A 19,924-nucleotide genomic window follows, 5' to 3' on the forward strand; every position below is an offset into this window, starting at 1 on the left:
GCCGGCCATGGGCGCGACCGCGATTGCCATTCCCTACGTCGTGTTCGTCTGGTGGTTCTCGACCGGCGCCGTGCTGGCGCTGGTCGGGCTCGCCGCCCGCCATCCGGCCGCGTTCAAATGGGGCACGGCCGCAGCCTTCGTCGCGGCCCTGTCGGGCGTCGCGGTGTCGAGCCAGGCGGCGGAGGATGCCAACGCCTATTGCGCCTTCACCTGCGCCGTTCTCCTGTGGGGCACGGTCGAGATGTCGCTGCTCGCCGGCTGGATCACCGGCCCGCGGCCCGAGTCGTGCCCGCGGGACTGCACACCGGCCTCGCGCGTCGGTTTCGCGCTGCAGGCGATCGCCTATCACGAGTTGGCGCTGATCGCGACCGCGGGCCTCGTCTTCGCGGTGACATCGGGCGCGCCGAACCGGCTGAGCTGGTGGACCTTCGCCGCGCTGCTGGTGCTGCGGCAAAGCGCCAAGATCAATTTGTTCCTTGGCGTGCGCACCCTGAACGACGAGCTGCTGCCGCAGCAGGTCCGCTTCATGCGCAGCTATTTTGCAAAGAAGTCCACCAACCCGTTGTTCCCGTTCTCGATTGCCGCGGCGACCACCGCGACCGTGATGGTCGCCGCTGCCGCGATCGGCGCAACGTCATCGTTCGACGGCGTCGCGCTGTCACTGCTTGCATCGTTGATCGCGCTCGGCCTGCTCGAGCATGGCTTCATGGCGCTGCCGATGCCGGTGATCAATCTGTGGCGCTGGAGCGCGCCAGTCGAGCCTGCCGTGCCAGCGATGGCGGTCGTGGCTGCCGCTCCCGCACCAGTGCCCGCGACGCCTTTGGTCCGGCCGGTGCTCGCGGTAGTCTCTCCTGCGCCGCAGGCCGAGCGTCCCGTCTCTGTTCAGAAGAATGCAGCAGCCGCAGCACGGCAGCGGCTCGAAGAGCAATTCCGCCAAGCCTATCGCCAGGCCCGCGCTGACGCGCAGGCGCAAACCATCACCGGACTGGCCGCGGTGCCGGTCACGCCGCCGGTCGATCCGAACACGACAGCACAGGGGGGAGTACCATGAACTACGAAGACTATTTCCGCCGCCAGCTCGACGGTCTCAGGCGCGAAGGACGCTATCGCGTGTTCGCCGACCTCGAGCGCAAGGCCGGCGCCTTCCCGCGTGCGACCTATCGTGGCCCCCATGGCGAGCGCGATGTCGCGGTGTGGTGTTCCAACGACTATCTCGGCATGGGCCAGCACCCCAAGGTTCTGGAGGTGATGCACGAGGCGCTCGACCGCTGCGGTGCCGGCGCCGGCGGCACCCGCAACATCAGCGGCACCAACCACTATCATGTCCTGCTGGAGGAGGAGCTCGCCGATCTCCACGGCAAGCAGGCTGCGCTCTTGTTCAACTCCGGCTATGTCTCGAACTGGACGTCGCTGTCGACCTTGGCTGCGCGCATGCCCGGCTGCGTGATCCTGTCCGACGAGCTCAACCACGCCTCGATGATCGAGGGCATCCGCCACAGCCGCTGCGACACCCGGATCTGGCGCCACAACGACGTCGCCGATCTCCGCGACAAGCTGTCGGGTCTCGATCCCAAGGCGCCGAAGCTGATCGCGTTCGAGAGCGTCTATTCGATGGACGGCGACATCTCGCCGATCTCGGACGTCTGCGACGTCGCCGACGAGTTCAACGCCATGACCTATCTCGACGAGGTCCACGCCGTCGGCCTGTACGGTCCGCGCGGCGGCGGCATCTCGGAGCGCGACGGCGTGGCCGATCGCCTGACCGTGATCGAGGGTACCCTGGCCAAGGCGTTCGGCGTGATCGGCGGCTATATCACGGCCTCCAACACGGTCTGCGACTTCGTTCGCAGCTTTGCCTCCGGCTTCATCTTCTCCAGCTCGCTGCCGCCGGCGGTGGCGGCGGGGGCGCTGACCAGCATCCGGCATCTGAAGGCCAGCAATGCCGAGCGCGCCCGGCACCAGGACCGCGTCGCTCGGCTGCGCCGCCGGCTCGACGAGGCCGGCGTCAGCCATCTCGACAATCCCAGTCACATCGTGCCGGTGATGGTGCGGGATCCTGTGCTGTGCAAGCGGATCAGCGACATCCTGCTCGACCGCTACGGCATCTATGTGCAGCCGATCAACTATCCGACGGTGCCGCGCGGCACCGAACGGCTGCGCATCACGCCGTCGCCCTATCATTCCGATGCGGATATCGAGCATCTCGTTGCGGCACTCTCGGAGATCTGGGCCGAGATGGGTCTCGCGCAAGCGGCATGAGGTGACGCTTCGCGCGGCGTTTGAGTCAGATCAAATTGTCAATCGATCTTGACGTTAAGATTGATAGACAAATTGATAGTCGGGGAGAACGCCGTGCGGATCTTGTTGCTGCATCCGAATTATCACTCCGGCGGCGCCGAGATCGCCGGCAACTGGCCGCCCGCCTGGGCGGCCTATATCTCTGGCGCGCTGAAGGCGGCCGGCTTCACCGACCTCCGCTTCATCGACGCGATGACCAACGATCTCTCCGAGGATCAGGTCCGCGCCATCCTGCGCAGCGAAAAGCCTGACGTGATCGGGTGCACCGCGATCACGCCCTCCATCTACAAGGCCGAGCGTCTTCTGGAGATCGCTCGGGAGGAGCACCCGGACGCACTGACCGTGCTCGGCGGCATCCACGCCACCTTCATGTATCAGCAGGTGCTGACCGAGGCGCCGTGGATCGACGCCATCGTGCGCGGCGAGGGCGAGGAGATCATCGTCGACCTGATGCGCGCCCGCGAGGACGGCCGCTGGGCGACGGACCGCCGCAGCATCAAGGGCATCGCCTATCGCGACGGCAGCGAGGTCGTGGCGACGGTGGCGGCGCCGACGGTGAAGAACCTCGATGCGATCACGCCGGATTGGAGCGTGCTCGAATGGAGCAAGTACATCTACATCCCGATGAACAAGCGGGTCGCCATCCCCAACATGGCGCGCGGCTGCCCGTTCACCTGCAGCTTCTGCTCGCAATGGAAATTCTGGCGCGACTATCGCATCCGCGACCCGAAGAAGGTGGTTGATGAGATCGAGACATTGATGCGCGAGCACGATGTCGGCTTCTTCATCCTCGCCGACGAGGAGCCGACCATCAACAAGAAGAAGTTCATAGCCTTCTGCGAGGAGCTGATCCGCCGCGACCTCAAGATCCTCTGGGGCATCAACACCCGCGTCACCGACATCCTGCGCGACGAGGCGCTGCTGCCGCTGTACCGCAAGGCCGGCCTGATCCACGTCTCGCTGGGGACGGAAGCCGCGGCGCAGATGAAGCTCGACCGCTTCAACAAGGAGACCACGGTCGCGCAGAACAAGAAGGCGATCCAGCTCTTGCGCGACGCCGGCATCGTCGTCGAGGCCCAGTTCATCGTTGGCCTCGAGAACGAGACCCGCGAGACCCTGGAAGAGACCTACCAGATGGCGCGCGACTGGAAGCCGGATCTCGCCAACTGGGCGATGTACACGCCCTGGCCGTTCTCCGATCTGTTCCGCGACCTCGGCGACAAGGTCGAGATCTTCGACTACGAGAAGTACAATTTCGTCACCCCGATCATGAAGCCGGACGCGATGGACCGCGGCGAGCTGCTCGACGGCGTCATGAACAACTATCGCCGCTTCTACATCCTAAAGGCGCTGTTCTCCTATCCCTGGGCCGGCTCCGGCGAGCGCCGCCGCTATCTGCTCGGCTGCCTCAAGGCGTTCCTGAAGTCGGGCTTCGAGCGGAAATTCTACGATCTCGGCCGCGTTAATTACTGGGGGCCGCAGTCCAAGGGCAAGGTCGATTTCGGCTTCGATACGTCGCGCAGGCGCGCCGATCCCGGCAAGATCGAATGGAAGACGAGCCATAATCGCAAGCTGAGCGGACCGCAGCAGGCGCAGGTGATGGCCTGTGGCGGCGGCGCCGGGCAGATGAGCGACGAGACCGAGACGCGGGTGCATTGAGATGCACGGCACGTGCGCCCGGCACGTTCCGCTGCCGCGTGCTGACGCCGCGCCTGACCATCAGGACGGCGTTGCTGAAGGCCACATCGCCGGCCGCATCGGTCCCAACGCGATCATCCAGACCGCGGAGGCCTTGCGTCAGCTGCACGGCGAGGAGGCGGCGCGCCGCGTCTTCGCGGCCGCGCGGCTCGACACCTATCTCGCGACGCCTCCGGCGGCGATGGTCGACGAAGCCGAGGTCACGCGGCTCCATCGTGCGCTTCGGACCGAGCTCGACGACGATGCTGCGCGCGCCGTCAGCACCAGGGCAGGGCGGCTGACGGCGGCCTATCTGCTCGCGCATCGCATCCCCTCCGCGGCGCAGCGCGTGCTCCGGCTGCTGCCGGCCCGGCTTGCGAGCGGCGTGCTGACGCGGGCGATATCCGCGCATGCCTGGACGTTTGTTGGGACCGGCACCTTCACCGCACGCCCAGGTCGGCCCACCATCTACGCGATCAGCCGTTGTCCGCTGTGCCGTGGTCATCATGGCGATCGTGCCGTCTGCGACTTCTACGCTGGGACGTTCGAGACGCTGTTCGCAACGCTCGTGCATCCCGACGCCCATGCGCGCGAGATCGCCTGCGAAGCCTGGGGTGACGAGGCCTGCCGGTTCGAGATCGGCTGGTGAGACGGCGCCATGCGAGACGTGACACCGCAATGGCATCGGTTGTCGCGCTCAGCTCGGCAGAAACCGCGCTCCTTCCTTGCCGAAGAAGTCCAGCATCGCCTGCGCCGGCGGCAGCAGCAGCTTGTCGGCGCGCCGCACCGCGTGCCACTGGCGGATGATCGGCAATCCCGCGACCTTCAACGTCACCAGCCGTCCCTCGCTGAGCTCATGGGCGACGGTGTGCTGCGAGATGAAGGCGATGCCGAGGCCGGCGATCACGGCCTGCTTGATGGTCTCGTTGCTGTCCATCTCCATGCTGGTCTTCGGCTTCAGACCATGCTTCTCGAAGAATGTCTCCATCAGCAGCCGGGTGCCCGATCCCGGCTCCCGGGTGATGAACACCTCGCCGGCGAGATCCTCGGCCGCGATCCGCTTGCGGCGCGCCAGCCGGTGGTTGGCTGGGGCGATGATGATGTGCGGGTGCTTGCCAAACGGCCGCATATCCACGGGAACGTCGGCCGGTGGCCGGCCCATGATGGCGATGTCGAGATCATAGCCGCGCAGCGCCTCGCGCAGGCTGTCGCGGTTGCCGATCCGCAAGGTGACGTCGATCTTGGGGAAGCGCCGCGAAAATTCCGCGATCGCAAACGGCACGAAATATTTCGCGGTGCTGACCGCGCCGATCGCCACGCGGCCGCCGCTGCGTCCCGCCAGAATGTCGAGCGCCTGCTCGCAGTCCTGCAGCGCGGCTTCGACGCGCTCGGCGAGTGCCAGGACGCTGCGGCCAGCCTCGGTCAGGATCATCCCGTCGGTGGTACGCTGGATCAGTGGCAGTCCGGCGAGCTCCTGAAGATTGCGAATCTGCAGGGTCACGGCAGGCTGAGTGAGGTTCAAACGGCCGGCCGCAGACGTCACCGAACCCGAGTTTTGCACGGCAGCCAGCGCCCGAAGCTGGCGGATGGTGAGATCGCGAGAGAAGTGCCGGCTCATGGAACCCTCGATGAGATCGCCAGTATAAGGAAAACTTTGGTCTATCCAAAGATAATGAAATTTCCCTAATTAGGCAAATCGAGTGTTGATAGCAGCGCGGCACGACGCATTCGTGCGGCTTCATCAAGTTCCCGGCAGAGGAGCTGATGGCGAGGGAGTGGCCCATGAATCACCAAATGGATCAACATCAGACATTGCAGGCACATCTGGCGGCGCAGGGTGCCGACGCCGATTGCGCCGCGGTCATCGAGGCTCTGGCCGGGGCGGCGCGCGAACTCGCGCGGCAGATCGCGGTCGCACCGCTGTCTGGCGTCGACGAAGGCGCCGCCACCGTGAACGCCGACGGCGACGTCCAGAAGGCGCTCGACATCGTCGCCGACAATCTGATGCGGGATGCGCTGCGCCGGGCTCCGGTCGCCGGCATCCTGTCCGAGGAGGTCGACCGGCCGGAAACGGTCAATGCTGCTGCCCCACTTTGCGTGGCGATCGACCCGCTCGACGGCTCGTCGAACCTGCAGAACAACATCTCCGTCGGCACCATCTTCTCGATCCGCCCGCGGGGCCGCGACGTGCTCTCCAGCTTTTTCGAGCCCGGCACGGCACAGCTTGCCGCCGGCTTCTTTGTCTATGGACCGCAGACCTGCCTGGTGCTCGCCATCGACCATCGCGTCGATCTCTACGTCCTGCATCCGACCTTGCACGAGTTCATGCTCGCCAAGTCCGGCATCCGCATCCCGCAGGATACGCCGGAGTTCGCCATCAACGCGTCGAACCGCCGGCACTGGAGCGGGACCGTGCGCAACTATGTCGACGAATGCCTGTCGGGCGCGGCCGGCCCGCGCGGCCGCGACTTCAACATGCGCTGGATCGCCTCTCTGGTCGCCGAGGCCTATCGTATCCTGATGCGCGGCGGCGTGTTCCTCTATCCGGCCGACTCCCGCCCCGGCTATCGCGAGGGCCGGCTGCGGCTGGTCTACGAAGCGCATCCGATGGCGCTGATCATGGAATGGGCTGGCGGCTCGGCCTCGAGCGGCCGTTCGCGCATCCTCGAACTGTCGGCGCGCTCGCCGCATCAGCGTGCGCCGCTGATCATGGGCGACGTCCGCCTTGTCCGCGACGTCGACCAGCTGCATGAGGGCATCGAGCCGCTGTTCGAAACCAGCGATGCGCCCCTGTTCGCGCGGCGCGGCCTGTTCCGCTGAGCCCGCCTGTCGAACGCGCCTTCCGGAGAAAGTTCATGTCACGTCGTCATCCCATCATCTCGATCACCGGCTCGTCGGGCGCCGGCACCACGTCCGTCAAGAAGACCTTCGAGAACATCTTCCGCCGCGAGAACGTCAAGGCGGCCTATATCGAGGGCGACGCCTTCCATCGCTACAATCGCGAGGAGATGCGCCGCAAGATGGTCGAGGAGGCCGAGATCGGCAATAAGCACTTCAGCCATTTCAGCCCCGACACCAATCTGTTCGAGGAGCTCGAGAAGACCTTTCGCGATTATTCCGAGACTGGCACCGGCATGACGCGCCACTACGTCCACGATGAGGAGGAGGCGCGGCTTTACGACACAAGGCCCGGCAACTTCACCGAGTGGAGCCGGCTGCCGGAGGACTCCGATCTGCTGTTCTACGAAGGCCTGCACGGCGCCGTTGTCACGGACAAGGTCAACATCGCGCAGCACGCCGATCTGAAGATCGGCGTTGTTCCAGTGATGAACCTGGAGTGGATCCAGAAGCTGCACCGCGACCGCGCGTCGCGCGGCTACACCACCGAAGCGGTCACCGACACGATCCTGCGCCGCATGCCGGACTACGTGAACTACATCATCCCGCAGTTCTCCGAGACCGACATCAACTTCCAGCGCGTGCCGACGGTCGACACCTCGAACCCGTTCGTCGCCCGCTGGATCCCGACGCCCGATGAATCGATGGTCGTGATCCGGCTGAAGAACCCGCGCGGCATCGACTTCCCCTATCTGCTCTCGATGATTCCGCAGAGCTTCATGTCGCGCGCCAATTCGATCGTGATCCACGGCGCCAAGCTCGATCTCGCGATGCAGCTCATTCTCACCCCCATGATCATGCAACTGATGGACCGAAAGAGGCGCACGCTATGACCGCCACCGCCGTGCAAACGCTGGCTCCGAAAGCCGATCCCAGCCATGCCGAGATGGCGAATGCCATCCGCTTCCTGGCCATCGACGCCGTCGAAAAGGCGAAATCGGGTCATCCGGGCATGCCGATGGGCATGGCCGACGTGGCAACCGTCCTTTTCTCACGCTTCATGAAATTCGATCCCGCCGATCCGGCCTGGCCCGATCGCGACCGTTTCGTGCTGTCGGCCGGACACGGCTCGATGCTGCTCTATGCGCTGCTGCATCTGACTGGCTACGAGGCCGTCACGATCGATGAGCTGAAGCGGTTCCGGCAATGGGGCGCCAAGACGCCGGGGCATCCTGAGTATGGCCACACGCCTGGTGTCGAGACCACCACCGGTCCGCTCGGGCAGGGCATCGCGACGGCGGTCGGCATGGCGCTCGCCGAGCGCCTGATGAACGCGCGCTATGGCGACGATCTGGTCGATCACTACACCTACGTGATCGCCGGCGACGGCTGCCTGATGGAGGGCATCAGCCACGAGGCGATCTCGCTCGCGGGCCATCTCAAGCTGAATCGGTTGATCGTGCTGTTCGACGACAACGGCATCTCGATCGACGGCTCGACCGATCTCGCCTGCTCGGACGATCAGCTCGGACGCTTCGCGGCGTCGGGCTGGGCGACGTCCCGCATCGACGGCCATGATCCCGAAGCCATCGAGGCTGCTATCGCGGCGGCGCGGCAGAGCACCCGCCCGAGCTTGATTGCGTGCCGGACGACGATCGGCTTCGGCTCACCCGGACGGCAGGGCTCGGAGAAGGCCCATGGCGCGCCGCTCGGGCCGGAGGAGGTCGAGAAGACCCGCGCGGCCCTGCACTGGCCGCACCGTCCGTTCGAGGTGCCAGCCGATGTGTTGGTGAGCTGGCGCGAGATCGGCGCGCGCGGCCGCAGCGTGCGCCAGGCCTGGAAGGAGCGTGCGCGCAAGCTGTGCACCGCGGACCGATCGCCGTGCCATGACGCGCTGAACAAGAAGCTGCCGGCCGCCTATACCGAGCGCATGGCGCAGTTCATCGCGCAGCTCACGGCCGAGCGGCCGAAGATCGCCACCCGCCAGGCCTCGCAGAACGTCATCGATGTCATTGCGACAGTGCTGCCAAATCTGCTCGGCGGCTCGGCGGACCTGACGCATTCCAACCTGACCAAGGCAAAGACGCACAAATCCGTCACACCGGCCGCAATGGATGGCAACTACGTCCACTATGGTGTGCGCGAGCACGCGATGGCTGCTGCCATGAACGGCATCGCGCTGCATGGCGGCTTCATTCCCTATGGCGGCACCTTCCTCGCGTTCGCCGACTACAGCCGGCCGGCGATTCGCCTGGCCGCGCTGATGGGCATCCGCGTCATCCACGTGATGACCCACGATTCCATCGGCCTCGGTGAGGACGGCCCGACGCATCAGCCGGTCGAGCATGTCGCGAGCTTGCGCGCCATTCCGAACCTCCTGGTCTTCCGCCCGGCCGACGCCGTCGAGACGGCGGAAGCCTGGGACTGCGCGCTGCGCGCGGAGACCTCGCCGTCGGTGCTGTGCCTGTCTCGGCAAGCCCTGCCGGCCTTCCGCACCGAGGCATCGGATCACAACAAGGTCGCGCTCGGCGCTTACGTGGTCATCGAGCCCGAGGCCGGTCGTGACGTAACTTTGATTGCGACCGGCTCGGAGGTGGCGATCGCGCTGGAGGCGGCCAAGCTGCTGGCGGCCGAGGGCGTCCAGGCGGCGGTGGTGTCGGCGCCGTGCTTCGAGTTGTTTCGCAAGCAGTCGGCAGAGTATCGCGCCGCGGTGCTCGGCCACGTGCCGCGCATCGGCGTGGAGGCCGCGATCGAGGGCGACTGGGCGCGCTGGCTCGGCGATGCCGGCGAGTTCGTCGGCATGCACGGCTTCGGCGCCTCGGCGCCGGCCGAGGTGCTGTACCGCGAATTCGGCATCACGCCTGCGGCGGTGGCCGATGCGGCGATGCGCAACATCATCCGGGCGCGGGCTTCCTGAGCCGCGCCACCAAGCAGAACATCGAACCAGGGACGGAGACCAACATGGCGCGGATCACGCTCAGACAATTGCTGGACCATGCGGCCGAGCGCGGCTACGGCGTGCCGGCGTTCAACATCAACAACATGGAGCAGGGGCTGGCGATCATGGAGGCGGCCGCGGCCGTCGATGCCCCCGTGATCATCCAGGCCTCGCGCGGCGCGCGCTCCTATGCCGGCGACATCATGCTGTCCAAGATGATCGACGCGCTGGAGGAGATGTATCCGCAGATCCCGCTCTGCCTGCACCAGGACCACGGCAATGACGAGGCGACCTGCGCGACCGCGATCAAGTACGGCTTTACGTCCGTGATGATGGACGGCTCGCTCAGGGCCGATGCCAAGACCGCGGCCGACTACGACTACAACGTCGACATCACCCGCCGCGTCACCGACATGGCGCACTGGGTCGGCGCCTCGGTCGAAGGCGAGCTCGGCGTGCTCGGCTCGCTCGAGCATGGTGGCGGCGAGCAGGAGGATGGCCATGGCCTCGAAGGCAAGGTCAGCCGCGAGCAGCTGCTGACCGATCCGGAGCAGGCGGTCGACTTCGTCCGCGCGACCAAGGTCGATGCGCTGGCGATCGCGATGGGCACCTCGCACGGCGCCTACAAATTCTCGCGCAAGCCGGACGGCGAGATTCTCGCCATGAACGTGATCGAGGAGATCCATCGCCGGCTGCCGAATACGCATCTCGTCATGCACGGCTCGTCCTCGGTGCCGCAGAGCCTGCAGGACATGTTCAACCAGTTCGGCGGCGAGATGCCGCAGACCTGGGGCGTCCCGGTCGAGGAGATCGTGCGCGGCATCCGTCACGGCGTGCGCAAGGTCAACATCGACACCGACTGCCGGCTGGCAATGACCGCCATCTTCCGAAAAGTCGGCGCGTCGTCGAAGAGCGAGTTCGATCCGCGCAAATTCCTGAAGCCCGCGATGGATTCGATGCGCGAGCTCTGCCGCGAGCGGTTCGAGCAGTTCGGCGCCGCCGGCAATGCATCCAGGATCAAGGTGCTGCCGCTGTCGGAGATGGCCAAGCGCTATCGCTCCGGCGCGCTCGATCCACGAATTGGGGGAATGACCGAAGCTGCGTGACGTCCACAGCCACAACGAAAATCCAGGAGGAACACATGAACGACCAATCGATCACGGTGCGCGGCAAGGATCGCTACAAGTCCGGCGTGATGGAATACAAGAAGATGGGCTATTGGGAGCCGTCCTATCAGCCCAAGGACACCGACGTCATCGCGCTGTTCCGCGTCACGCCGCAGGACGGTGTCGATCCGACCGAGGCCTGCGCCGCGGTCGCCGGCGAATCCTCGACCGCGACCTGGACCGTGGTGTGGACCGACCGTCTGACCGCAGCCGAGAAGTACCGCGCCAAGTGCTACCGGGTCGAGCCGGTGCCGGGCTCGCCAGGCAGCTATTTCGCCTATATCGCCTATGACCTCGACCTGTTCGAGCCCGGCTCGATCTCCAATCTGACCGCCTCGATCATCGGCAATGTGTTCGGCTTCAAGCCGCTGAAGGCGCTGCGGCTCGAGGACATGCGGCTGCCGGTGGCCTATGTGAAGACCTTCCAGGGCCCGGCGACCGGCATCGTCGTCGAGCGCGAGCGGCTCGACAAGTTCGGCCGTCCCTTGCTCGGCGCCACCGTCAAGCCGAAGCTCGGCCTGTCCGGCCGCAACTACGGACGCGTCGTCTACGAGGCGCTGAAGGGCGGGCTCGACTTCACCAAGGACGACGAGAACATCAACTCGCAGCCGTTCATGCATTGGCGCGAGCGCTTCCTGTACTGCATGGAGGCGGTCAACAAGGCGCAGGCGGCAACCGGCGAGATCAAGGGCACCTACCTCAACGTCACCGCGGCGACGATGGAGGACATGTATGAGCGCGCCGAGTTCGCCAAGGAGCTCGGCTCGACGATCGTCATGATCGACCTCGTGATCGGCTACACCGCGATCCAGTCGATGGCGAAATGGGCGCGCCGGAACGACATGATCCTGCATCTGCATCGTGCCGGTCACTCGACCTACACGCGGCAGCGCGCGCACGGCGTGTCGTTCCGCGTCATCGCCAAATGGATGAGGCTCGCCGGCGTCGACCACATCCATGCCGGCACCGTGGTCGGCAAGCTCGAAGGCGATCCGAACACCACGCGCGGCTATTACGACATCTGCCGCGAGGACTTCAATCCGATGCGGCTGGAGCATGGCGTGTTCTTCGACCAGAACTGGGCCAGCCTGAACAAGCTGATGCCGGTGGCCTCCGGCGGCATCCATGCCGGCCAGATGCACCAGTTGCTCGACCTGCTCGGCGAGGACGTCGTGCTGCAGTTCGGCGGCGGCACGATCGGCCATCCGCGCGGCATCGCCGCCGGTGCGACCGCCAACCGCGTCGCGCTGGAAGCGATGATCCTCGCCCGCAATGAGGGCCGCGACTACGTGCATGAAGGTCCGGAGATCCTGGCCAAGGCGGCACAGACCTGCACGCCGCTGCGCGAGGCGCTGGAGATCTGGAAGGACGTCACCTTCAACTACGAATCGACCGATTCGCCGGACTTCGTCCCGACCGTGACGCCTGCCGCCTAACAATCGTTCGATGCGACGCCGCGATGCGAGCCGGACACCGGCTCGCCCGTTTCAGCGATATCAGGAGACATCAACATGCGCGTGACCCAGGGTTGCTTTTCTTTCCTGCCCGATCTGACCGACGAGCAGATCTCCGCTCAGATCCAGTATTGCCTCGAGAAGAATTGGGCCGTGAACATCGAGTTCACCGACGATCCGCATCCCCGCAACACCTATTGGGAGATGTGGGGCCTGCCGATGTTCGACCTGCGTGACGCTGCCGGCATCATGCGCGAGCTGACCGAGTGCCGGAAGATCTACGGCGACCGCTACATCCGCATCTCGGCCTTCGATTCCAGCCATGGCTGGGAATCGACCCGGTTGTCCTTCATCGTCAACCGGCCGCAGAACGAGCCGGGCTTCCGGCTCGACCGGCAGGAAACCGTCGGGCGCAATCAGCGTTATTCGACGCGGTCCTACGCGGCCGAGCGCCCGGAAGGCCAGCGTTACTGATCCCTGGCGGGCGGAGGTCGCTGCTGCGTCTGCGGGTCTGCGGCGTGGCAGGGATCTCCGCCCGGAGCGGCCATATCACCTTGTATTTGCCGTTGCTTCGTTGTTGCCAGGTTCGCAATCGAACGCACGGCGATCTGATGCGAACGTCCAGAACGGAGCACCAGTCGATGATGCAGGCCACGCAGACGGACACCACCGAGGCGACGCCGGTCGACACCGTCGACCTGCGCCGCGAGTTCGAGAGCGTCGATATTGCGCCGGTGCTGGAGCAGCTCGACCGCGAGCTGGTCGGGCTCACCCCGGTCAAGACGCGAATCCGCGAGATCGCGTCGCTGCTGATGATGGAGCGGATCCGCCGCAAGATGGGGCTGGCGACGACGTTTCCGACCCTGCACATGTCGTTCACCGGCAATCCCGGCACCGGCAAGACCACTGTCGCGCTGCGCATGGCCGGCATCCTGCACCGGCTCGGCTTCGTGCGCCGCGGCCACGTCATCAGCGTCACCCGCGACGACCTCGTCGGCCAGTATATCGGCCACACCGCGCCGAAGACCAAGGAGGTGCTGAAGAAGGCGATGGGGGGCGTCCTGTTCATCGACGAGGCGTATTATCTCTACCGTCCCGAGAACGAGCGCGACTACGGCCAGGAGTCGATCGAGATCCTGCTGCAGATCATGGAGTCGCAGCGCGAGGATCTCGTGGTCATTCTTGCCGGCTATGCCGACCGGATGGAGAAGTTCTTCCAGAGCAATCCCGGCTTCCGCTCGCGCATCGCCCACCACATCGACTTCCCCGACTATTCGGAGGCCGAGCTGCTGACGATCTCCGAGATGATGCTGGAAGGGCAGAATTATCGCTTCACGCCGGAGGCCCGCGCCGCTTTCGAAAGATACATCGCCGTCCGGCGCACTCAGCCCATGTTCTCCAACGCGCGCTCGATCCGCAACGCGCTGGATCGGATCCGCCTGCGCCAGGCCAACCGGCTGGTGTCGCGGCTCGACCGCGTGCTGACGTCCGATGACGTGATGTCGATCGAAGCCAGCGACGTGCTGGCAAGCCGCGTGTTCGCCAAGGGGGCCGACGCGGGAGACGGCAGGGTGGAGGTGCAATCATGAGTCTGGCTCTGGTGAGGAACGCGCCGCTCGACGACCTCCGGCGCCGCATCGCCGACGCCGGCGCACTGATCTTCGACGTCGACGGCACGATGGCCGAGACCGAGGAAATCCATCGCGAGGCCTTCAACGAGGCGTTCGTCGCGGTGGGCATCGACTGGCACTGGGGCCGCCGCATCTACAAGGAGCTGCTGCGTGTCACCGGTGGCAAGGAGCGCGTTCGTGCGTTCGACCAGATGCGGCGCACGGGTCCTCCGCTCAGCGACGCCGTCGTTGCCCGGCTTCATCGCATCAAGACGGAGCGGTTTGCCGCGCTGATGGCCGACAAGGGCTGCCCGTTGCGCCCGGGCGTGCAAGCATTGCTGGAGGCTGCCTCGGCCCGCGGGCAGCGGCTCGCGATCGCGACGACGACCACGCGCGCCAATATCGGTGCCCTGTTGGCGCCCGTGCTGGGCGCGAACTGGGAGGCAGGATTTGCCGCCGTCGTGGCGGCCGACGATGTCGTGCGCAAGAAGCCTGCGCCCGATGTCTACCTGGAGGTCTTGTCGCAGCTCGATCTACCCGCGGCCAGTTGCATCGCGATCGAGGACTCCGGTAACGGGTTGATGGCTGCGACCCGCGCCGGCGTTCCCGTGCTGATCACGCGCAGCCTCTACTTTCGTGACGACGCGTTCGACGGTGCGCTCGCCGTGTTCGACGATCTCGGGGAGTTTGTTGCCTGAGGTATTTTGAGGTGTTTGTGCTGATGCGTTGCCGATTATGTACGCCACCATGCGCATAGCCGCGTGGCGTGGTCGTTCTATTGCCGTCTCGACAAGAACGTGTAATCCCTTGACGACATCTCTTCATGTCGAGTCGAGGTCGTTGAGTATGGCCCGCACGCAGGCCAAATTGAAACGTACGGACGTTGCACGCACGGAAGCGTTTCGCGGCCGGGTGGGACGGCCGCCGAAGGCGCTGGCTGGAAACATCGAGGAACGTATTCTGGACGCCGCGCGCGCGGTGTTTCTCGAGCGCGGCTTTGACGGCGCCAGCATCGACGAGATCGCCGAGCGCGCCCCCGCCAGCAAGCCGACGATTTATGCCCGATACACCGGCAAGGCCGCCTTGTTCGCCGCCGTCGTCGCGCGCTCCATCAACGACGTGATGAATCTCGGGTCCTACACGCCGGTGGCCGGCACCGCACAGGAAAAGCTGGTTGGACTGGCCATCGCCATCGTCGATCGCGCGCTGAAGGACTCGCTGGGATTGTTACGGGTCACGATCGGGGAGGCTTACCGGTTTCCCGATCTCAGTTGTCAGTTTCATGACGTCTCGCGCAAGCGGGCCACCCATGCTGTGGCGGTGCTGCTCGGCGAGACGATCGGCGCCTCGGCCACGACCGCTCGCCGGACGCCGTCGAAGGCGTCGGCCGTTTCTGCCGAGATCTTCATCGATCTGATCGTCATGCCGGTGATCATGCGCTCGCTCATGGGCGAGAGCGAGAGGACGATCCGCAGGGAGCTGCCCGGCTTCGTCCGTGACCGGGTCAAGACGTTCCTGGCGCTGCAGCCGAAGGTCTGAGCAGCGCGATCAGCGTCGCCGGAGCGATGACGGTTCGAGCGTCACCTGCTTGAGATCGTTGCCGCTGACGACGACCACGACGAAGGCGAGCTTGCCGTCCTTGTTCATCAGGCCGCCACTGATCGCCCGGCCGGCCGCCGAGCGCTCGGCGATCCGAATCGCATCCGACATCTTGAGCCGGACCGTGGTGAGGGCAGCCAGGCTGTTACGATCGCTTTCGCTCAGTCCATCCACGGTGGAGAACAGCACGCTGTTGCGCACCTTCGCCGTGGTGCCGTCGATGTCGGATTCCCAGATCCGTCCGCTCTGCAGGGTTCGGACCTTGTAGACGGGCGCGTCGAGCCCACCCTCGAAGCTGATGTCCGCGGTCTTGGAGCCCGGATGAATCCTTTCGGCGATCCGCAGCGCCTGGTGCAGTGACACCTCCGTCCGCCGGAACTTGTCGAGCTCGCGATCGATCGTCTCCTGGCTCAGTGCCGGATCGGTGGAGGCTGACGGATCCCTCTCGGTCTGCATGCCGGAGCCGGTCCCGGCGACCGCGTGCGCCAGGGGCGCCCATGACAGCAGGATCAAGGTCAACAGAATGATTCGTTTCATGACGGCCTGCTGTCTCCGATCTCGGTCGGTGCTTGTAGAGCATTCCCTCGGAAAACGGTTGTGGTAAAACGAAACTGTATCGTTTTATAATTAAGGGCAGCGTATATGTCAAGGTTACGGTACCGGCGGCGTCATGTAGTCGGTGTCGAAGCCGACGCCGTGGCCCTCGGGGATGGAGGGGCGATCGCCGTCATGTTGAAGGCCAAGCCATTGTGCCTGGCGAACTGATAGGTGGCGGGAGATAGCTCTGGATCTCGCGTTTGCTCTTCATGGCCAGCGAGCGGATCGCGATCGCCTTGGCGCTGTTTTCGACCGGCCTGAAACCGGTGGACGTCCGGCCGTTCATGATGATGTAGATGGCGCTGATCACGATTGCGGGAGCTGCATCCTTGGAACCCGCACGGCCACGCATGTCGATGGGCGGCTGCGCAATCACGGGTGCTCGGCGCGTTCATCTCCGGCTACCGGCTATGATTTTCTTCCATTTCCGATAGGTTGTCGCCGTTTCAACCGGGAGCGGCCGATATTGCCGCGCAGCGGCGTCCGATGTCCCGATAGGGGTCACGATGCAGGCCGCATCGGCGGACGCGACCAGAGGAGTCTGAATGATTAAGCGCCGGGCCATGATCACCTTCACGTTCACCGTCGCGACGCTGCTCGCAGCCTGCGGCGGCGTTGCGCAAGCGGCGCAGTGCGGTTCGTCGCCGGCGGGGTTCGAGGCGTGGAAGCGCGAATTCAGCGAGGAGGCGCGGGCGAAGGGCGTCGGCGGCGCCGCGATCGCCGCGCTGATGCAGACCAACTACGCCTCCGCGACGATCGCCGCCGATCGCGGCCAGCGCAGCTTCTCGCTGTCGCTCGATCAGTTCCTCGCCAAGCGCGGGGCTGCTGCGATCGTCGCGCGCGGCCGCCAGCTCAAGCAGTCGCAGGCGGCGATGTTCGCCTCGATCGAGCAGCGTTACGGCGTGCCGCCCGGACCGCTGATCGCGATCTGGGGCATGGAGAGCGCGTTCGGCAGCCAGCGCGGCAATCAGCACATGCTGTCGTCGATCGCGACGCTCGCCTATGACTGCCGCCGTCCGGAGTTCTTCACCGACCAGCTCTATGCCGCGCTCAAGCTGATCGACCGCGGCGTGCTCTCGGGCAACACCCGCGGCTCGATGCATGGCGAGGTCGGGCAGACGCAATTCATGCCGAAGAACATCCTCGCTTACGGCGTCGGCAATCTCGACGTCGCCGCCAACGCGCTGGCCTCGACCGCGAACTTCCTGCGCGCCAACGGCTGGAAGGCAGGCGCCGGCTATCAGCCGGGCGAGCCGAACTTCGCCGCCATCGAGGCCTGGAACGCCGCCGGCGTCTATCAGAAGGCGATCGCGCTGATGGGCCGCCAGATCGACGGCGGCGGCTCGGCCGCGGCGCGCTGACGGGCCCGCGACTGATAGACATGTCCAATGAAAAAAGCGGCGCTTCATCACTGAAGCGCCGCTTCTCTTTGGTGTCGGTCAGTCGGCTTGTCGCCTCAGGCCTTCAGATCGAACCGGTCGAGGTTCATCACCTTGGTCCAGGCGGCGACGAAGTCCTTGACGAACTTCTGCTTGGCATCCGAGCTGGCATAGACCTCGGCCAGCGCGCGCAACTGCGAGTGCGAGCCGAAGATCAGGTCGGCGCGGGTCGCCGTCCACTTGATCGCGCCGGACTTGCGGTCGCGGCCCTCGAAGGTGTGCTCGCCCTGATCGACCGGACGCCAGGCCACGCCCATGTCGAGCAGGTTGGCGAAGAAGTCGTTGGAGAGCGTCTCGGTCTGCTCGGTGAACACGCCATGCTTGGAGCCGTTGGCGTTGGCGCCGAGCACGCGCAGGCCGCCGACCAGCACGGTCATCTCCGGCGCGGTCAAGGTGAGCAGTTGCGCCTTGTCGACCAGCAGCTCCTCGCCCGACAGCCACTGCTTGCCGCTGAGATAGTTGCGGAAGCCGTCATGGGTCGGTTCGAGCACCGCGAACGACTCGACGTCGGTCTGCTCCTGCGAGGCATCGGTGCGGCCGGGCGCGAACGGCACGGTCACCTCGACGCCGGCCTTCTTGGCGGCCGCCTCGACGCCGGCATTGCCGGCCAGCACGATCAGGTCGGCGAGCGAGATCTTCTTGCCGCCGGAGGCCTGCGCGTTGAACTCCTTCTGGATGGCCTCGAGCGTCGAGAGCACCTTGGCGAGCTCGGCCGGGTTGTTGACCGCCCAGTCCTTCTGCGGAGCCAGGCGAATGCGCGCGCCATTGGCGCCGCCGCGCTTGTCCGAGCCGCGGAAGGTCGAGGCTGAGGCCCAGGCCGTCGACACCAGTTGCGACACCGACAGACCCGAGGCGAGGATCTTCGCCTTGAGCGCCGCGACGTCCTTGTCGTCGACAACGGGATGATCGAGGGCCGGCACCGGATCCTGCCAGATCAGATCCTCCTTCGGCACCAGCGGGCCAAGGTAACGCACCTTCGGACCCATGTCGCGATGGGTCAGCTTGAACCAGGCGCGGGCGAAGGCGTCGGCGAACTGATCCGGGTTCTCCAGGAAGCGGCGCGAGATCTTCTCGTAGGCCGGATCGAAGCGCAGCGCGAGGTCGGTGGTGAGCATCGACGGCGCATGCCGCTTCGACTTGTCATGCGCGTCCGGCACCGTGTTGGCGCCGGCGCCGTGCTTCGGCTTCCACTGATGCGCGCCGGCCGGGCTCTTGGTCAGCTCCCATTCGTAGCCGAACAGATTCCAGAAGAAGTTGTTGCTCCACTTGGTCGGCGTCGTCGTCCAGATCACTTCGAGGCCGGAGGTGATGGTATCGCCGCCCTTGCCCGAGCCGTATTTGCTGGCCCAGCCGAGACCCTGCTGCGCGATGTCGGCGCCTTCCGGCTCGGCCCCGACCAGCGACGCATCACCCGCGCCGTGGGTCTTGCCGAAGGTGTGACCGCCGGCGATCAGCGCCACCGTCTCTTCGTCGTTCATCGCCATGCGGGCGAAGGTCTCGCGGATGTCGCGCGCGGCAGCCAGCGGATCGGGATTGCCGTTCGGGCCTTCCGGGTTGACGTAGATGAGGCCCATCTGCACGGCAGCGAGCGAGCCTGCGAGCTCGCGGTCGCCGCTGTAGCGCTCGTCGGCGAGCCACTTGCCCTCGGGGCCCCAATAGATGTCCTGCTCGGGCTCCCAGGTATCGGCGCGGCCGCCGCCGAAGCCGAAGGTCTTGAACCCCATCGATTCCAGCGCGACGTTGCCGGTCAGCACGAACAGGTCGGCCCAGGAGATCTTCTGGCCGTACTTCTGCTTGATCGGCCACAGCAGGCGGCGGGCCTTGTCGAGGTTGGCGTTGTCAGGCCAGCTGTTCAGCGGCGCGAAGCGCTGCTGACCGGTGCCGGCGCCGCCACGGCCGTCGCCAATGCGATAGGTGCCGGCGGCGTGCCAGGCCATGCGGATGAACAGCGGACCGTAATGGCCGAAATCGGCCGGCCACCAGTCCTGCGAATCGGTCATCAGCGCGTGCAGGTCCTTGACCAGCGCGTCGAGATCGAGGCTCTTGAATTCCTTGGAATAATCGAACGCCTCACCGAGCGGATCGGAGAGGTTCGAGTGCTGATGCAGCACCGACAGATTGAGCTGGTTCGGCCACCAATCCTTGTTCGAAAATCCCTTCAAGCCGCCCGAGAACGGGCACTTGCTGACGTCATCCATGTTTCTCTCCTGACGTGATCGTCATGGTTCCCCCCTGGGGTGGGAGCCGGGACCCTACGCGGCTGCTTCGATCAGGGGAAATTGAGATTGGTGATCGCAACGATAAGATT

At 65.5% G+C, this 19,924-nt stretch carries 18 protein-coding genes; 14 read left to right on the forward strand and 4 right to left on the reverse strand.

Translation table 11 applies throughout. The features are described 5' to 3' along the window. The first annotated feature begins 7 nt into the window (after positions 1-7). The 4 genes from puhE (at position 8) to bchJ (ending at position 4,624) form a co-directional block, all read left to right on the forward strand. On the forward strand, positions 8-1,051 hold the full coding sequence (gene puhE / locus ACQR0U_RS29485) for a putative photosynthetic complex assembly protein PuhE (protein ID WP_316200718.1): 1,044 nt from the start codon (positions 8-10) through the stop codon (positions 1,049-1,051). Beyond that, positions 1,048-2,259 (forward strand): 5-aminolevulinate synthase, encoded by a 1,212-nt coding sequence (gene hemA / locus ACQR0U_RS29490; RefSeq protein ID WP_316200717.1) that lies wholly within the window; start codon positions 1,048-1,050, stop codon positions 2,257-2,259. The genes puhE and hemA overlap by 4 nt, the downstream gene beginning before the upstream one ends. Before the next feature lie 93 nt (positions 2,260-2,352). Further along, entirely contained in the window at positions 2,353-3,957 is a 1,605-nt protein-coding gene (gene bchE, locus ACQR0U_RS29495; protein WP_316172511.1) for a magnesium-protoporphyrin IX monomethyl ester anaerobic oxidative cyclase, read from the forward strand. 1 nt (position 3,958) lies between these two features. Then, positions 3,959-4,624, forward strand: coding sequence for a bacteriochlorophyll 4-vinyl reductase (gene bchJ, locus ACQR0U_RS29500; protein WP_316191940.1), 666 nt, complete (start codon positions 3,959-3,961; stop codon positions 4,622-4,624). A gap of 48 nt (positions 4,625-4,672) precedes the next feature. Here bchJ and ACQR0U_RS29505 read toward each other — a convergent pair whose 3' ends face one another. Further along, positions 4,673-5,593, reverse strand: a complete 921-nt coding sequence (locus tag ACQR0U_RS29505) for a LysR family transcriptional regulator (protein WP_315714335.1) — start codon at positions 5,591-5,593, stop codon at positions 4,673-4,675. Positions 5,594-5,739: 146 nt separating this feature from the next. Between ACQR0U_RS29505 and ACQR0U_RS29510 the strand changes: the two genes are divergently transcribed. The 9 genes from ACQR0U_RS29510 (at position 5,740) to ACQR0U_RS29550 (ending at position 15,520) form a co-directional block, all read left to right on the forward strand. Further along, positions 5,740-6,795: a class 1 fructose-bisphosphatase gene (locus tag ACQR0U_RS29510; protein WP_315714336.1), complete on the forward strand. Its 1,056-nt coding sequence runs from the start codon at positions 5,740-5,742 to the stop codon at positions 6,793-6,795. Between the two features lie 35 nt (positions 6,796-6,830). Next, a complete protein-coding gene (locus ACQR0U_RS29515; RefSeq protein ID WP_315714337.1) occupies positions 6,831-7,706 on the forward strand; it encodes a phosphoribulokinase in 876 nt (291 codons plus the stop codon). Beyond that, positions 7,703-9,730 (forward strand): transketolase, encoded by a 2,028-nt coding sequence (gene tkt, locus ACQR0U_RS29520; RefSeq protein ID WP_434842804.1) that lies wholly within the window; start codon positions 7,703-7,705, stop codon positions 9,728-9,730. The genes ACQR0U_RS29515 and tkt overlap by 4 nt, the downstream gene beginning before the upstream one ends. Positions 9,731-9,774: 44 nt before the next feature. Further along, the gene (fba, locus tag ACQR0U_RS29525) at positions 9,775-10,857 is read left to right on the forward strand and encodes a class II fructose-bisphosphate aldolase (protein ID WP_434842805.1); all 1,083 of its coding nucleotides are present in this window, start codon (positions 9,775-9,777) and stop codon (positions 10,855-10,857) included. A gap of 35 nt (positions 10,858-10,892) precedes the next feature. After that, on the forward strand, positions 10,893-12,353 hold the full coding sequence (locus tag ACQR0U_RS29530; protein WP_315714340.1) for a form I ribulose bisphosphate carboxylase large subunit: 1,461 nt from the start codon (positions 10,893-10,895) through the stop codon (positions 12,351-12,353). Positions 12,354-12,428: 75 nt separating this feature from the next. Beyond that, positions 12,429-12,845, forward strand: coding sequence for a ribulose bisphosphate carboxylase small subunit (locus ACQR0U_RS29535; RefSeq protein ID WP_315714341.1), 417 nt, complete (start codon positions 12,429-12,431; stop codon positions 12,843-12,845). A gap of 170 nt (positions 12,846-13,015) precedes the next feature. After that, positions 13,016-13,960, forward strand: a complete 945-nt coding sequence (cbbX, locus tag ACQR0U_RS29540) for a CbbX protein (protein WP_316192035.1) — start codon at positions 13,016-13,018, stop codon at positions 13,958-13,960. Continuing rightward, positions 13,957-14,679 carry an HAD-IA family hydrolase gene (locus ACQR0U_RS29545; RefSeq protein ID WP_434842806.1) on the forward strand — a complete coding sequence of 241 codons (723 nt, stop codon included), beginning with the start codon at positions 13,957-13,959 and terminating at the stop codon, positions 14,677-14,679. Before cbbX ends, ACQR0U_RS29545 begins: the two co-directional genes overlap by 4 nt. Positions 14,680-14,827: 148 nt before the next feature. Further along, on the forward strand, positions 14,828-15,520 hold the full coding sequence (locus tag ACQR0U_RS29550) for a TetR/AcrR family transcriptional regulator (protein ID WP_315714343.1): 693 nt from the start codon (positions 14,828-14,830) through the stop codon (positions 15,518-15,520). 9 nt (positions 15,521-15,529) lie between these two features. On the opposite strand, the gene ACQR0U_RS29555 is transcribed toward ACQR0U_RS29550, so the two are convergent. Next, complete coding sequence (locus tag ACQR0U_RS29555; RefSeq protein ID WP_315714344.1) at positions 15,530-16,117, reverse strand: PepSY domain-containing protein; 588 nt, start codon at positions 16,115-16,117, stop codon at positions 15,530-15,532. 190 nt (positions 16,118-16,307) lie between these two features. Continuing rightward, positions 16,308-16,553, reverse strand: coding sequence for a hypothetical protein (locus ACQR0U_RS29560; RefSeq protein ID WP_434842807.1), 246 nt, complete (start codon positions 16,551-16,553; stop codon positions 16,308-16,310). 169 nt (positions 16,554-16,722) lie between these two features. Here ACQR0U_RS29560 and ACQR0U_RS29565 point away from each other — a divergent pair, with 169 nt between their 5' ends. Beyond that, the gene (locus ACQR0U_RS29565) at positions 16,723-17,538 is read left to right on the forward strand and encodes a lytic murein transglycosylase (RefSeq protein ID WP_409977953.1); all 816 of its coding nucleotides are present in this window, start codon (positions 16,723-16,725) and stop codon (positions 17,536-17,538) included. 95 nt (positions 17,539-17,633) lie between these two features. Here the strand turns inward: ACQR0U_RS29565 and katG are convergent, their stop codons facing one another. Then, positions 17,634-19,814, reverse strand: a complete 2,181-nt coding sequence (katG, locus tag ACQR0U_RS29570; protein ID WP_315714346.1) for a catalase/peroxidase HPI — start codon at positions 19,812-19,814, stop codon at positions 17,634-17,636. Positions 19,815-19,924 lie beyond the last annotated feature (110 nt).

The sequence above is a fragment of the Bradyrhizobium sp. HKCCYLRH3097 genome (assembly GCF_051167875.1).
Lineage (GTDB): Bacteria > Pseudomonadota > Alphaproteobacteria > Rhizobiales > Xanthobacteraceae > Bradyrhizobium.